Source organism: Rhizobium sp. WYCCWR 11152 (genome assembly GCF_013087615.1).
Taxonomy (GTDB): domain Bacteria; phylum Pseudomonadota; class Alphaproteobacteria; order Rhizobiales; family Rhizobiaceae; genus Rhizobium; species Rhizobium indicum.
The window spans coordinates 792,497-806,190 of record NZ_JABFCP010000008.1 but is presented as its reverse complement, the minus strand read 5'-3'; the positions used below and the strand labels follow the sequence as shown (position 1 = coordinate 806,190).

The 13,694-nt window shown below is 60.4% G+C and carries 12 protein-coding genes and 1 tRNA gene; 11 read left to right on the top strand and 2 right to left on the bottom strand.

Annotated features, from left to right (window positions below):
- Nucleotides 1–1,803, top strand: coding sequence for a single-stranded-DNA-specific exonuclease RecJ (gene recJ / locus G9X67_RS13775; RefSeq protein ID WP_171598875.1), 1,803 nt, complete (start codon nt 1–3; stop codon nt 1,801–1,803).
- 49 nt (nt 1,804–1,852) lie between these two features.
- Here recJ and G9X67_RS13770 read toward each other — a convergent pair.
- Nucleotides 1,853–1,927 (bottom strand) — tRNA-Glu (locus tag G9X67_RS13770).
- 357 nt (nt 1,928–2,284) lie between these two features.
- Between G9X67_RS13770 and G9X67_RS13765 the strand changes: the two genes are divergently transcribed.
- The 7 genes from G9X67_RS13765 (at nt 2,285) to G9X67_RS13735 (ending at nt 10,361) form a co-directional block, all read left to right on the top strand.
- Nucleotides 2,285–3,646, top strand: a complete 1,362-nt coding sequence (locus G9X67_RS13765; RefSeq protein WP_171598874.1) for a CapA family protein — start codon at nt 2,285–2,287, stop codon at nt 3,644–3,646.
- Nucleotides 3,647–3,745: 99 nt separating this feature from the next.
- Nucleotides 3,746–4,759 (top strand): ABC transporter ATP-binding protein, encoded by a 1,014-nt coding sequence (locus G9X67_RS13760; protein ID WP_171598873.1) that lies wholly within the window; start codon nt 3,746–3,748, stop codon nt 4,757–4,759.
- A complete protein-coding gene (locus tag G9X67_RS13755; RefSeq protein ID WP_171598872.1) occupies nt 4,756–5,700 on the top strand; it encodes an ABC transporter ATP-binding protein in 945 nt (314 codons plus the stop codon). The genes G9X67_RS13760 and G9X67_RS13755 overlap by 4 nt, the downstream gene beginning before the upstream one ends.
- Nucleotides 5,701–5,704: 4 nt before the next feature.
- Nucleotides 5,705–6,658, top strand: a complete 954-nt coding sequence (locus G9X67_RS13750; RefSeq protein ID WP_138329748.1) for an ABC transporter permease — start codon at nt 5,705–5,707, stop codon at nt 6,656–6,658.
- The gene (locus G9X67_RS13745; RefSeq protein WP_138329746.1) at nt 6,655–7,605 is read left to right on the top strand and encodes an ABC transporter permease; all 951 of its coding nucleotides are present in this window, start codon (nt 6,655–6,657) and stop codon (nt 7,603–7,605) included. The genes G9X67_RS13750 and G9X67_RS13745 overlap by 4 nt, the downstream gene beginning before the upstream one ends.
- Before the next feature lie 33 nt (nt 7,606–7,638).
- Entirely contained in the window at nt 7,639–9,327 is a 1,689-nt protein-coding gene (locus G9X67_RS13740) for a peptide ABC transporter substrate-binding protein (RefSeq protein ID WP_171598871.1), read from the top strand.
- Nucleotides 9,328–9,377: 50 nt separating this feature from the next.
- On the top strand, nt 9,378–10,361 hold the full coding sequence (locus tag G9X67_RS13735) for a D-2-hydroxyacid dehydrogenase family protein (protein ID WP_171598870.1): 984 nt from the start codon (nt 9,378–9,380) through the stop codon (nt 10,359–10,361).
- A 69-nt stretch (nt 10,362–10,430) separates the two neighbouring features.
- Here G9X67_RS13735 and G9X67_RS13730 read toward each other — a convergent pair whose 3' ends face one another.
- On the bottom strand, nt 10,431–11,342 hold the full coding sequence (locus G9X67_RS13730; protein WP_138329741.1) for a LysR substrate-binding domain-containing protein: 912 nt from the start codon (nt 11,340–11,342) through the stop codon (nt 10,431–10,433).
- Nucleotides 11,343–11,460: 118 nt separating this feature from the next.
- On the opposite strand from G9X67_RS13730, the gene G9X67_RS13725 reads away from it, so the two are divergent.
- From G9X67_RS13725 to G9X67_RS13715, 3 genes are read left to right on the top strand one after another with little or no spacing between them, the layout of a single operon-like run.
- Nucleotides 11,461–11,664 carry a rubredoxin gene (locus tag G9X67_RS13725; RefSeq protein WP_171598869.1) on the top strand — a complete coding sequence of 68 codons (204 nt, stop codon included), beginning with the start codon at nt 11,461–11,463 and terminating at the stop codon, nt 11,662–11,664.
- A 25-nt stretch (nt 11,665–11,689) separates the two neighbouring features.
- The gene (locus tag G9X67_RS13720) at nt 11,690–12,901 is read left to right on the top strand and encodes an FAD-dependent oxidoreductase (RefSeq protein ID WP_171598868.1); all 1,212 of its coding nucleotides are present in this window, start codon (nt 11,690–11,692) and stop codon (nt 12,899–12,901) included.
- 52 nt (nt 12,902–12,953) lie between these two features.
- Nucleotides 12,954–13,694, top strand: coding sequence for a hypothetical protein (locus tag G9X67_RS13715; protein WP_138329736.1), 741 nt, complete (start codon nt 12,954–12,956; stop codon nt 13,692–13,694).

Below are 13,694 nucleotides of genomic sequence, written 5' to 3'. Positions count from 1 at the left end.
ATGGCAGATCTCGTCGACCCCGTACAGCGCGCGTTTCTCGGCGTGGAGAAATCCGCGCTCGACAATCGCTGGGTCCCGCGGCTCGATCAGGCAGGGCAGAACCGCGCGCTGGCCATGTCGCAGATCCACGGACTGCCGGATCTGATCGCCCGGGTGCTCGCCGGGCGCGGCGTGACGGTAGACGAGGCGATCGAATTCCTCGACCCGACGATCCGCAGCCTGATGCCCGATCCCCATAGGCTGACCGATTGCGAAAAGGCCGCGACCCGCCTCCTGCGCGCGATCGAGCGCGGCGAGAGCGTCGCTATCTTCGGCGACTACGACGTCGACGGCGCAGCCTCCTCGGCACTGATGTTCCGCTTTCTCAGCCATTTTGGCGTCAGGGCGACCATCTATATCCCCGACCGAGTCTTCGAAGGTTACGGCCCCAATCCGGCGGCGATCAATCAGTTGATCGATAACGGCGCTCAGCTGATCGTCACCGTCGATTGCGGCTCCACCAGCCACGAGGCGCTGGCCGCCGCTGCCGCGCGCAATATCGATGTCGTCGTCATCGATCACCACCAGGTTACACATGAGCTGCCGCCCTGCCATGCGCTGGTCAACCCGAACCGCGAGGACGATCTCTCGGGGCAGGGGCATCTTTGCGCGGCTGGCGTCGTCTTCATGGTGCTGGTCGCGACGCTCCGGCTGCTGCGCGCGGCCGGCAACAAGCGCATCCTGGCGATCGACCTGCTGCAATGGCTGGATATCGTGGCTCTTGCGACGGTCTGCGATGTCGTGCCGCTGAAGGGCCTCAACCGCGCCTATGTGGTGAAGGGGCTGGTCGCTGCCCGCCACCAGAGCAATGCCGGGCTTGCCGCACTGTTCCGCAAGGCGGGGCTCGCCGGCCCAGTGACACCCTATCATTTCGGCTTCCTAATCGGCCCGCGCATCAATGCCGGCGGGCGGATCGGCGACGCGGCGCTCGGAAGCCGGCTGCTAACGCTTGATGACGCCGGAGAGGCTGATGTGATCGCGCAGCGCCTGGACGAGCTCAATCGCGAACGCCAGGCGATGGAGGCGATCATGCTGCAGGAGGCCGAAGCCGAGGCACTTGCCGAATATGGCGACGGCGAGGGCGCCTCCGTCATCGTTACCGCCCATGAGAAATGGCATCCCGGCATCGTCGGGCTGATCGCGGCGCGGCTGAAGGAAAAATTCAAACGGCCGGCTTTCGCGATCGCCTTCGATCCCTCCGGCCGCGGCACCGGCTCGGGCCGCTCCATCAACGGATTCGACATGGGCAGGATGGTCCGGGCTGCTGTCGACGAGGGGCTGCTCGTCAAGGGCGGCGGCCACGCCATGGCCGCGGGTCTCACGGTCGAGCGCGCCGATCTCGGCAGGCTGAGGACCTTCTTCACGGAGAAGGCCGAGAGGACGGTGGCCAGCCTCGTCGCCAACGAAACGCTGAAGATCGACGGCGCGATCGGCGCAAGCGGCGCCACCCTCGAACTCATCGACCGCCTGGAGGCCGCCGGACCCTATGGCTCTGGCCACGCACAGCCGCTCTTTGCCGTGCCGGCGCATCGTCTGCGCGATGCCCGCCTGGTCGGCGAGAAACATGTGAAGGTGACGCTGGAGGCGATAGATGGATCGCGGCTCGATGGCATCGCCTTCCGCGCCGCCGATACGCCGCTTGGCAATCTTCTCATCAATTCACGCGGCGCCAGCCTGCATGTCGCAGGTTCGCTCGGTGCCGACCATTACCAGGGCGCACGCCGCATCCAGCTCCGCGTCTGCGATGCAGCGCCGGCGAAATAGAGCGGTCGCGCAAGAGCGCTGACGATGGGAAGTGTCAAGGGAGAGAAAGTGGTACGCCCTAGGGGAGTCGAACCCCTCTTCCCAGAATGAAAATCTGGTGTCCTAACCGATAGACGAAGGGCGCTTCCTTCGTGGTGGCGCCCTTATAGTCAGCGCCTTCGAAGGCCGCAAGCGCCAAGGCGCGAAAAAATCATCGTTTTCGCCGATTTATTTCGGCTGTGGAAAATCACGGCGCCGCTTACCGCCGACGCGCAGCACAGGCTGGGCAACGACGTGCATCGATGCACGGAGAGATATGCCGAAACGGCATTTCTGAAAGGCAATCGACGAAACTAGTGATAGCTGCCCGGAGTGCTATGTTCGATATGCGACGGGAGTGAGAAATGTCGCATTGGGAGATTTTCACGCTCACGAATTCGAGAACGGCAGTCAGACGAACGCAGGCTCTCTATGCCGGCGTCTCGTCGGCTCAGGAGGTTTTATGGTGTCGACACGGAACTGGAAAGTGGCGTTGGCGGGCGAGTGCATGGTGTGTCGCCCATTTGCCATGCACGACGAGCCTCAATTTACCGAGGTTTGGGACGTCCTTAAGGACGCCGATGTCACTTACGGTCATTTGGAAATGAATTTCGCCGACTACGACGAGCTCAAGTGGCCGGCCCGCGGCCAAGGCATCGGAAGTTTCATGATGGCGGATCCCGAGATTGCCAAGGATCTCAAGTGGGCCGGCTTTGATATCATGTCCACCGCGCATAACCACAGTTTCGATTTCGGAGCCGAAGGTCTGATCGCGACAAAGAAGCACATGAGGGCCGCGGGCATCGTCACAGCCGGCACCGGCGCGGATCTCGAGCTCGCCAGCGAGCCGGGCTACGTCGACAAGAAAAACGGACGTGTCGCACTCGTCTCGACAAGTTCCGGCAATCAACATTTCATGTGGGCGGGCATGCCGAAGGGCGCGCTACGCGGCCGCCCTGGCGTCAATCCCCAACGCCTCACCTTTGAATTCATGGTGGACGAGCAGACCGCCAGGAATCTCAAGGACTTTGGCGAGAAGTTCAATTTCATGAAGAAGCCGAAGCATGGCCGCGAGGGGTCTTTCGGCGTTCAAATTCCCGGCGCCCAGCAATGGGGCGATCCCGAATCCTTCTTCGTGGGCGACCGCTGCGAAGTCATCAGCCGATGCCACAAACGCGACCTCGAACGCAACCTTCGTTCCGTCCACGAGGCGCGCTCCATGGCAGACCTGGTGATCGTGGCGCATCATTTCAGCGTCTCGGATGGTCCGCGGGGCGATACGCCGCCTGGCTTCGTCAAGGAGTTCGCTCACGCCGTCATCGACGGCGGCGCCGATATCTACATCGGCCACGGCTGGCATCGGACATTGGGCATCGAGATCTACAATGGCAGACCGATATTCTACGGCATCGGTAACTTCTTTGCTCAATCCGAGTTCATCCAGCGCGTCCCTTATGACAGCTACGATGCCTGGGGACATGACGTCGACCGTCTCGCAATGCTGACGCCCGCCGCCCATCCACTTCATCCCGGCCTTGATACGCCCACCGACACCTGGTGGAGTTCCGCCGTCATCAAGCTCGATATGGAGGGGGAGAGGCTGAAACGCATTCTGCTCCATCCGGTCGAAATGGGGCGCGACACCTCGCCTGATGTCAAACAGACCCGGCGCACCGGCAAGGGCGACCATCACAATACTGAAGGGCGGCCGATGGTTGCCAAGGGAGAGGATGCCGTGCGCATCATCGACCGCTATCGTCGCCTGTCTGAACCTTTCGGGACGAAGATCGAAATCAGAAGCGGCGTCGGCGTTATCGAGCTGTAACGAGAATGCGCCTGCTGCGGTGGAGGCCGCGGCGGGCAACACACGCGAATAGAAGAACTGTGCCTGGTACGGGCCAGACATTCGAAAGGGAGGTGACGAATGCTGCATGTCAACGGCGCTGTCGTTGGTGACGGAGCTGCGTCGACCACCGAAAACTCCGCGCCCTTGCTGGACGTCCAGGATCTGAAAGTCTCCTTTCCAGGTCCGCACGGCGCTGTCGAGATCGTGCGAGGTCTGAGCTACAGCATAGCGCGCGGCAAAACCTTGGGAATCGTCGGCGAAAGTGGCTGCGGTAAGACGATGACGTCGCTTGCTCTTCTCGGGCTTGTTGCCGGCGGTGGCAGGGTCGACGGCACCATCGATTTCAATGGCCGGGATCTGGCAAAGTTTACGCAGCGCCAATGGCAGCAGGTTCGCGGCCGCGAGATCGCGATGATCTTTCAGGAGCCGATGACTGCCATGAACCCGGTAATGCCGGTCGGACGGCAGATCGCCGAGGTTCTCGTCAAGCATGAGAAGCTCCGCAAGGGCGCAGCGCATGGCCGCGCGGTCGATCTGCTTGCGCAGGTCGGAATCCCGTCGCCGGCTCGGCGCGCGGAGGACTATCCGCATCAGCTCTCTGGCGGCATGCGCCAGCGTGCGATGATCGCGATGGCGCTGGCCTGTCGTCCGCAGTTGCTGATCGCCGACGAGCCGACGACCGCGCTCGACGTCACGATCCAGGCGCAGATACTCGATCTTATGTTGACGCTGCAGGACGACGCCCAGATGTCGATCCAGTTCATCAGCCACAATCTCGCTGTCATATCGGAGATCGCCGACTCCATCATGGTGATGTATGCCGGCACGGCCGTTGAATATGCGCCCGCCGACGAGCTCTTCGCCAATCCGCTTCATCCCTACACCCAGGGACTGATTCAGACGCTTCCGGATCCCGACAAGCGGGTAGAGCGTCTCTACGTCATTCCTGGGCGCGTCACGTCCGATATAACGACGGGTTGCCGTTTTGCCAGGCGCTGTCCCTTTGCAGACGACGGCTGCCGACAGATCGAGCCTGATCTTCTCGAAGTCGCTCCCGGCCATAAGGTCGCCTGCCACAAGGTTAAGCCATGACCGAACTCCTGAATCTCGAGCATATCAACGTCGATATTCCGATCGGTGGCGGTTTTCTAAAACCAGCGGTCTGGCTGCAAGCGGTCAATGACGTATCGCTGAGCGTCTTGAAGGGTGAAACACTCGCGCTTGTCGGCGAAAGCGGCAGCGGCAAGTCGACGCTTGGATATGTCGTGGCCGGATTGCGCAAGCAGACCGCCGGGACCGTGACGTTCAACAGCGCCAGGCCGGGCGGCGAAGGACACACACCGGTGCAAGTCATCTTCCAGGACCCGTTTTCCGCGCTCGATCCGCGGATGGTGGTCGGAGAGATCGTTGCAGAGCCGCTGAGGCTGAAGGGCGTCCCGGCCGACAAGCGGCAAGCCAGGGCAGTCGACGTCTTAGGACAGGTCGGCCTGCCGCCGGAAGCGGCGCGTCGCTATCCTCATCAGTTCTCCGGCGGCCAGCGCCAAAGGATTGCGATTGCGCGTGCCCTGATCGCCGAACCGGAAATGATCGTCGCCGACGAGCCGCTTTCCGCCCTTGATGTCTCGATCCAGAGCCAGGTGCTCAACCTGCTCGATGACATCAAGAAGCAGCATGGCATCAGCTATCTGTTCATCAGCCACGATCTCGGCGTCGTGCGGCACCTCGCGGACCGTGTCGCCGTTCTCTATCTCGGGCGGTTGATGGAGGTGGCGGCCTCGGAGGATCTCTTCCAGACACCCAGCCACCCCTATACCCAAGCCCTGCTGGCGGCCGTTCCACGCATCGGCCGGGGACGACGAAAGAAAGAACAGATCCTTCGGGGCGAGATCCCTTCGCCCTTGGCCCCACCCTCCGGCTGCGTGTTTCATACCCGTTGTCTAAAGGCGCAGGACATCTGCAAGAGCCAAAGACCTGCGCTTCTGCCCGCACCTGGCCGGCCCACGCAACTTTCCGCCTGTCATTTCAAGGATTGAGCCGATGTTGAGATATACGATTTCACGTCTCCTCCAGGCAGTCCTCGTCACTCTTGTGATGTCGCTTCTGCTGTTCGTCCTGATCGGGCTCATGCCTGGCGACCCTGTCGAGACCATGCTGGAGGGTAATCCATCGCTGACGCCGGAGACGATGGCGCAGATGCGGGCGCTCTACGGAATGGATCAGCCGCTTTTTGCCCGCTATGGTCACTGGCTTTACCAGGCGCTTCATGGCGATCTCGGCTATTCCAGCGTCTATTTCAAGCCGGTCCTGGACGTCCTCTGGCCAGCCGTGATTCAGACCGCGAAGCTTCTCGTCGCGACCGAAATCATCAGTATCCCGCTTGCGATGCTTCTCGGTGCGCTGGCTGCCCGCAAGCCGGGCGGATGGACGGACAACGTCATCAGTCTTATCGCCTTCGCCAGCATTTCGTTGCCCGGGTTCTGGACCTCGCTCATTCTGATCATCGTATTCTCAGTCAAGCTCGGCTGGCTTCCGGCGAGCGGCACGCCCTTGATGAGCGACGCTCCGGTCGGCGAACAGATCGTCCATATGATCCTGCCGGTGGTCGTCCTGACATTCTTCCATGTCGGCCCGCTGGTGCGATATGTGAGAGCATCGATGATCGAGACGCTCAATTCGGACTTTGTCCGGACAGCGCGGGCCAAGGGTCTTTCGGAAACGGCTGTCGTCATGCGTCACGCGCTCCGCAACGCTCTGATCCCGATGGTGACGGTGCTTGCCCTCGGCTTCGGCTCGCTATTCTCAGGGGCGCTCGTCGTGGAGACGATCTTCGGCATGCTGGGTATGGGCAAAGTCATCTACGACGCGATCAGCAACATCGACTTCAATCTGGCGCTCGTCGGCCTTCTGCTGGCGACCATCGTCACCCTGTTTTCAAGCCTTCTTGCCGACCTCGCCTATGCGTGGCTTGACCCGAGGATTACCCTGAAATGAGCATCGTCACCGCAGATACGGCGCCAGCGGGCGCCAGCTCGAATTCGGTCTGGAGCAAGCGCTGGCAGCGCTTCCGGGACAACAAGCTCGCGATGATCTCGCTGGTTTTCGTGGTCCTTCTCATGCTTTCCTGCGCCATGGCCGGGCCTATCGCCTATTTGACGGGAATAGACGCCAACGCCACCAATCTCCTGCGCCGGTTCAAGCCGCCGTCAGCGCAGCACTGGCTCGGCACCGACGACCTTGGCCGCGACGTACTGCTGCGGCTCCTCTATGGCGGCCAGGTATCCATTGCCGTCGGTCTGCTCGCCACCTTCATTACCGGGATCATCGGCATCGGGATCGGCGTCACTGCGGGCTACATCGGCGGCAGGTTCGACAACGTGCTCATGCGGATGACGGATTGCATCATCGCTCTGCCGCTCATCCCGGTGCTGATCGTCCTGGGCGCCGTCGATCTGACGAAACTCGGCCTCAGCCAGGCTGCGGCGACGTCGCCTGCCGCCGTCTTCTTGAGGATCGTCATCATCATCGCTCTCGTCGACTGGACGACGATCGCCAGAATAGCCAGGGCCGGCACCATCACGTTACGCGATGTCGATTACATCAGGGCAGCAAGTGTCAGCGGAGCCAAGGGTCGATATAACATTTTCGTCCACATTTTGCCGAACATCGCCACACCTCTGATCGTCGCGATGACCTTGTCGGTCGGCCGCATCATCCTGTTCGAATCGACGCTGAGCTTCCTTGGCTTTGGCATCGTTCCGCCAACGCCGACATGGGGGAACATGCTGACCAATGCGCAGCAGCTCATCATCTCGGCCCCGATGCTTGCCGTCTATCCCGGCCTGCTGATCTTCACCACCGTAATGGCGGTCAATTTCGTCGGCGATGGCGTTCGCTCGGCCTTCGATCCTCGCTCGGAGACGAGCAAGGGATCGCACTGAAGAAAACAAAAACAAAGTCTGATGGAGGATAAAATGACATCTGCCGGGAAGAGACTAAAATCGTTCGTCACCGTGGCACTCGCCACGGCTGCGCTGACCTCGCTGTCGAGTGCCAGCGCTATGGCTCAGGCAAAGGATCAACTGGTCGTCGGACAGTTGCAGTTCCTGACGAATTTTCATCCGCTGGTTCAAGTCAACAATACCAAGCGCCTCGTCATCAACTATTCCCTCCGACCGATAACGGCATTCGACGAGAACGTCGTCAATCACTGTATCCTTTGCGAAACGCTGCCGACCATCGACAACGGTCTTGCCAAGATCGTCGATCTTCCCGATGGCAAGAAGGGAATGAAGGTCACGTTCAAGCTCAGGGAGGGGCTTGCCTGGGGAGACGGCGTGCCGGTTACCTCGAAGGATATCGAGTTCACCTGGAAAATGGCGCGCGATCCCAAGATCGGCTTCTCCAACTACAATTCCTGGACGCGGGCATCTGCGCTGGAGATCGTCGACGAGCGAACCGTCGTGCTGACGATCCCGCAGATCATTTCGAGCTATAATTCCTGGGACCAGGTCATTCCGGAGCACCTGGAAGGTCCGGTCTATGCGGCCAATCCAACGCTCGACACCTATGTCAAGCAATCGCTCTACAATCTGCAGCCGACCAATCCCGGCCTGTGGAACGGCTCGTTTCTGCTCAGCGACTATCAGATCGGAACACGCATCGTGTTCACGCCCAATCCGAAGTGGCCGGGAGATAAGCCCCATCTGCAGCGGATAATCCTGAGCTATCGCGACAATTCGTCTTCGTTGCTTCAGAATCTGCTCGCTGGATCGGTCGATGCGGTCCCTGTCAGCCCCGGCGGAATCAGCTTCTCGCAGATGCTCGATCTCAAGAACCAGCAGCCTGACAAGTTCACCTACCATCTTGCCTACGGAACGAACGTCGAGCGCATCGCTGTCAATTTCGACAATCCGATCCTCAAGGATAAGGCGGTGCGCCAGGCCATCCTCTACGCAATCGACCGCCAGGCGATAAGCGACGAACTGTTCGGAGGGCTGCAGCCCGTCGCCAACGGCATCCTGAGCAGCGAGAATGCCTATTACAACAAGGATATGACGCTCTACTCATATGACGCTGAGAAGTCTAAAGAGCTGCTCGAAAGCGCTGGTTGGAAACCGGGCAGTGACGGCATCTGTGTCAATGACAAAGGCGAGCGTCTTTCGCTCGAGCTTGTCTCCACTGCGGGCAATCAGACCAGAGAGCAGATTGCTCAGGTCATCCAGAGCCAGTTGAAGGATGTCTGCATCGAGATCACCAACAACTTCGTGCCCCTGCAGGAATTCAATGGCGAGATGGCGCGCAAGCGGAAGTTCAAAGCTTTGATGATGTCCTCGATCGACTTTTCTCCATCCGTTTCGCCGCGGATCGCGCTCGGATCCGACGCCATTCCGGGTCCAAAAAACAATGGCGTCGGCAACAATTTCTCAGCCTATGCAAATCCGGAGATGGACAAGGCCATATCCGAGCTCGAGGCGGCGCTCGATCCTGAGACGGCAAAGCAGAAATGGGCGGCGGTCCAGAAAATCTTTGCCGACGATCTGCCGATGTTGCCGCTCTATTTCTACCCGCGCGCCTACGTCACCGTCACCGACCTGACGAACTTCCGGCAGGGAACGCTCGACCCGTTGCAGATCTGGTCGGAGGAATGGCAGCGGCAATGAGCAGGGGAGTTGAAGCCAGACTATCCGAAGATCATTTGCGTGGGATATCTATGAAACCGAACATCGCCATTCTTGACGATTATCTGGGTATTTCTCAGGAGGTCGCCGATTGGGAAGGTTTGAAATCCCGCGCCAATGTCGTCGTCTTCGACCGTCCGCTGGCGCTGCCGGATGAGGCCGCGCGCGAACTCGCTGGATTCGACATAATCTGCACTCTCCGTGAGAGGATGCCGATTCCAGGGGAGTTGATCAATCGGCTGCCGCGCCTGAAGTACATCGTCGTCACCGGCAAGCGCTACGATACGGTGGACATCGCGACAGCCGCGAGCCGCGGCGTCCTCGTCTCGAACACTCCCGTCAGCGGGGCTGGCGCCAGCGGCGTTGCCGAACTCGTCTGGGGTCTGATCTTGTCGGCAACGAGACATATCGCTTCGGAAGATCGCATCATGCGCAGCGGGGGCTGGCAGACCCGGGCCGGGACGACCGTGGGAGGCAAGGTGCTCGGCATTCTTGGCCTCGGCGGCCTCGGCAGAAGGGTCGCGGAGATCGGCAAGGTGTTCGGCATGGAGCTGCAGGCCTGGAGCCAGAACATGACGGCGGAGCAGGCGGAGGCAGCCGGTGCGCGTCTGGTATCGAAGCAAGAGCTCTTTGCCACCAGCGACGTCGTCACCATCCATCTGGCGTTGAGCGACCGAACGCGAGGCATCGTCGGCGCGACCGATCTGCAGGCGATGAAAAAGACGGCCTACATCATCAATACCGCCCGCGGCGCCATCGTTGACGAGCCCGCGCTTATTGCCGCGTTGCGCTCAAGATCGATTGCGGGAGCGGGGCTGGACGTCTACGAAAAAGAGCCGCTGCCGGTCGACCATCCATTCCGCAGCCTGTCGAACGTCGTGATCACCCCGCACCTTGGATATTTCACCAGGGACATGTTGGGTACCTACTACGGAGACGCCGTCCGCCTCATCGAAGCATTTTTGGATGGGCGCCCTGAGCGTGTCGTCAATATGGGCCTGGATACCGGATGCTGACGTTCTGCCGCTCTTGCCGAGAATAGCGCCTCCGCGGTTTCACCCGGAAGAGCATTCCAGGGAGCGCCTTCAGGTCGGCTTGCCTCCCAGGAGATCCATGCTGAGGTCGCGCAATATACGAAAAGCCGCTTCGTGCAGCCTGTTCGACAATCGGCGAGCGGGCTGCACAAGTTGAACGGAGAGGATCAATTCGGGTCCGACGATTTTGCGCAGTTCCAATCCATGCCGCGCGTCCGGACCCTTGGATGCCAGCGTGCGGATCGACGCCACCGTGAAGCCGTAGCCGTCCCTCACAAGATCGAACATCGTATCGAGAGGGTCCAATTCAAAGACGATATTGAGCTTCTGGCCGAGCCGTGCGAGTTCGGAATCGAGCAGGACCCTCGTGCTGTTGGGCCTGCAGGCGATGACCATTGGCACGTCGGCAATTGATTCCAGATGTACCGGCTTGTCATCTTTGAACGCGCCTTCGCGGCCAATGAGATAGAGGTTCTCCTCGACAAGGTCGTGGATTTCCAACATCGGGGACGATGGAGCGTCGTACATGATCGCCATGTCGAGGCGGCCGGACAGGATCCATTCCTGAAGCTGGTTTGATCGTCCGTGGACGAGCATCACCTGAGCATCCGACAATTCCTCTCTCAGCTTGCGTATGAGCGCGGTCGCGATTGCGGTCGAGATCGTAGCAGGTAAACCTATTCCGACCTTCCCGGATTTCCCTGTTCGAGAATTCTCGATGTCCTCGTAGGTGCGCTCGATTTGCCGAAGAATGCCACGCGCATTGTCGAGCAGACGTTCGCCGGCCTCGGTGAGCTCGACGCCTCGTCCATTGCGAAGCAGGAGCCGTTCCTTCAACTCCGTCTCCAGGTTTCGGACCTGTCGGCTCAGTGCGGGCTGGGCGATGTGCAGGAAAGCCGATGCGCGGCTGAAGCTTCCGAGTTCCGCCACGCGGACGAAATAAGCAAGTTGCCGGATGTCCATGTCGTCTTCTCCCTGAGATATGCCGAAATGCTATGACTGATAGTATTGCAGAACATCTGGAGATACCAAGCTCCTTGAGATAGCCTCGCTCAAATTCGAGTTTGTGGGAGGAAAAACAATGGTTCCGTCCGCGGAGGTCGCCGCCCGGAGCGGCTTCAAGGTGTGGCAGTGCGTCCTGTGCGCGTATGTCTACGACGAGGCGCTTGGAGATCCCGATGGCGGCATCCCGCCGGGCACCCGCTGGGAAGACGTGCCCGACGATTGGGTTTGCCCGGAGTGCGGCGCTCGAAAAAGCGAGTTCGATATGGTGGTCGTCGGATGACAGCGATCGGATCGGTGAACCCCTGATGTCTGATATCTTGATCATTGGTGCGTCCCATTCCGGGGTCGCTGTCGCGGCCGCATTGCGCAGCGCCAAATATGACGGCTCCATCATGCTGGTGACGCAGGAGAACGTCCTTCCTTACCATCGTCCGCCGCTCTCGAAAGAAGCGCTGTCGAAGGACGACTATGCTCTGATGCCGCTCCGCCCGGAGACCTTCTACGCCTCGAACCGGATCGACCTCGTTCAGGCTGTGAAGATCGTCGCGCTGAATGTAGCGGAAAGTTATGCGCTCTCCGAGGATGGAAGGCGCTTTTCATACGGCCGCCTGATCCTCGCCTGCGGGGCCGAGCCCCGTCGTCTGCCCACGTCTGTCGATCCTGACGGCGTCGCCCACACCCTGCGCACGCATGAAGATCTGACCGGATTGAAGGCACGCCTCGCCGGCGCCAAGTCGGTCGCGATCATCGGCGGCGGGTTGATCGGCATGGAAATCGCCGCAATGACTTTGGCAAAGGGGCTCGACGTCACGGTCATCGAGGCCGGTTCCAGGCTCATGGAGCGGACGGTCAGCAAGTCGATCGCCAATTACGTGCTCGACCTTTATCTGAACCAGGGGCTTCATGTTCGCTTCGGCGCCGCGGTAACGACGATCGCCCGCGACGGTGGCCGGGATGTGGATCTGGTCACCTTAGGCGATGGCGAGCAGATCGAGGCTGATATTGTCGTCGTGGCGATCGGGGCGGCACCCCATGAAAACTTGGCGCGCGACGCGGGCCTTGAGGTGAACAACGGCATTCTCGTTTCGGAGATCGGGCGTTCATCGCACCCGGCCGTCTATGCCGTTGGCGATTGCTCCACTTGGTACGATCCGGTGCTCGCACGCCACGTCCGAAACGAAGCGGTCAATCCCGGGCAGGATCAGGCGAAGATCGTTGCTGCGGCGATCACCGGGGCGTCACCGCCGCCCAAGCGTCTGCCGCGCTATTGGTCGCATCAGGCTGCCATCCAGATCCAGATGTCGGGCGAGGTGAACGGCGCGGATATGGAAGCGGTGCTGAACGCACCAGCCAGTGGCGCATTTTCGGTTCTGGGCTTCAAGAGCGATCGTCTCGTTGCCGTCCAGACGATCAACGCCCCGCAGCAGTTCGGCAAGTTGCACGAGATGATCGGGATAGACCGAGACGCGGTTGCCGCGACACTCGATGTCGAGTTTCCGCCACCCCATCACCATTGAAGCGCATCACCATTAAAGCAAATCGGCGCGACGGCCCAAGGAGGATCAATCGATGCAAACTGCGTCCTACACCGAAAAAGAACCGACCCGTTTTCGCCGCGGCCAATCCTGGAAGATCAACATGTTCGGCAAGAACTCGGACATTGCAGCGCCTGATCCACAGGCCTTCCGGCTCGATTTGAACGCTCATCAAAAGCTCGAATCGCATTTCCACATCGTCGACCAGTTCCAGGTCTTCATCGCCGGAAGCGGCACGATCGGCCGTGACGAAGTGCGTCTCGTTACCGTGCATTACGCCGACCATCACACCGGCTATGGCCCGCTGATCGCCAGCGAACAGGGACTGTCATACCTGACTTTGCGCAGCAAGACCGATGCCGGGCTCGTCTACCTGACGACGCCGAACGTTCGCGAAAAGCTCAAACCCACCAAACGTCGTCATCGCACGTCGGGTGCGGTGGCGCTGTCGATCGAGCCGGTTCTCCGCAATCGCACCGAGTTGACCGTCGACACCATCATCGAGGAGCAGCCGGGTGATGATGGCATGAACTGCAAGGTGTTCCGGCTGGGACCGGCCATGGCGGTGCAGGCACCCGATCCGACAGGCAGCGGCGGCCAGTACCTGATCGTGCTCAACGGCAGTCTCATCCATGAAGGGCAGATTTATCAGCCCTTCTCGCTGATGTTCGTGCGGTTCGACGATCCTGCGCCGACCATCACGGCTGGCGAGGATGGACTGGAGCTGATGATCACGCAGTTCCCGACCGAAGATGAGTGGATGAAATCCATCTAG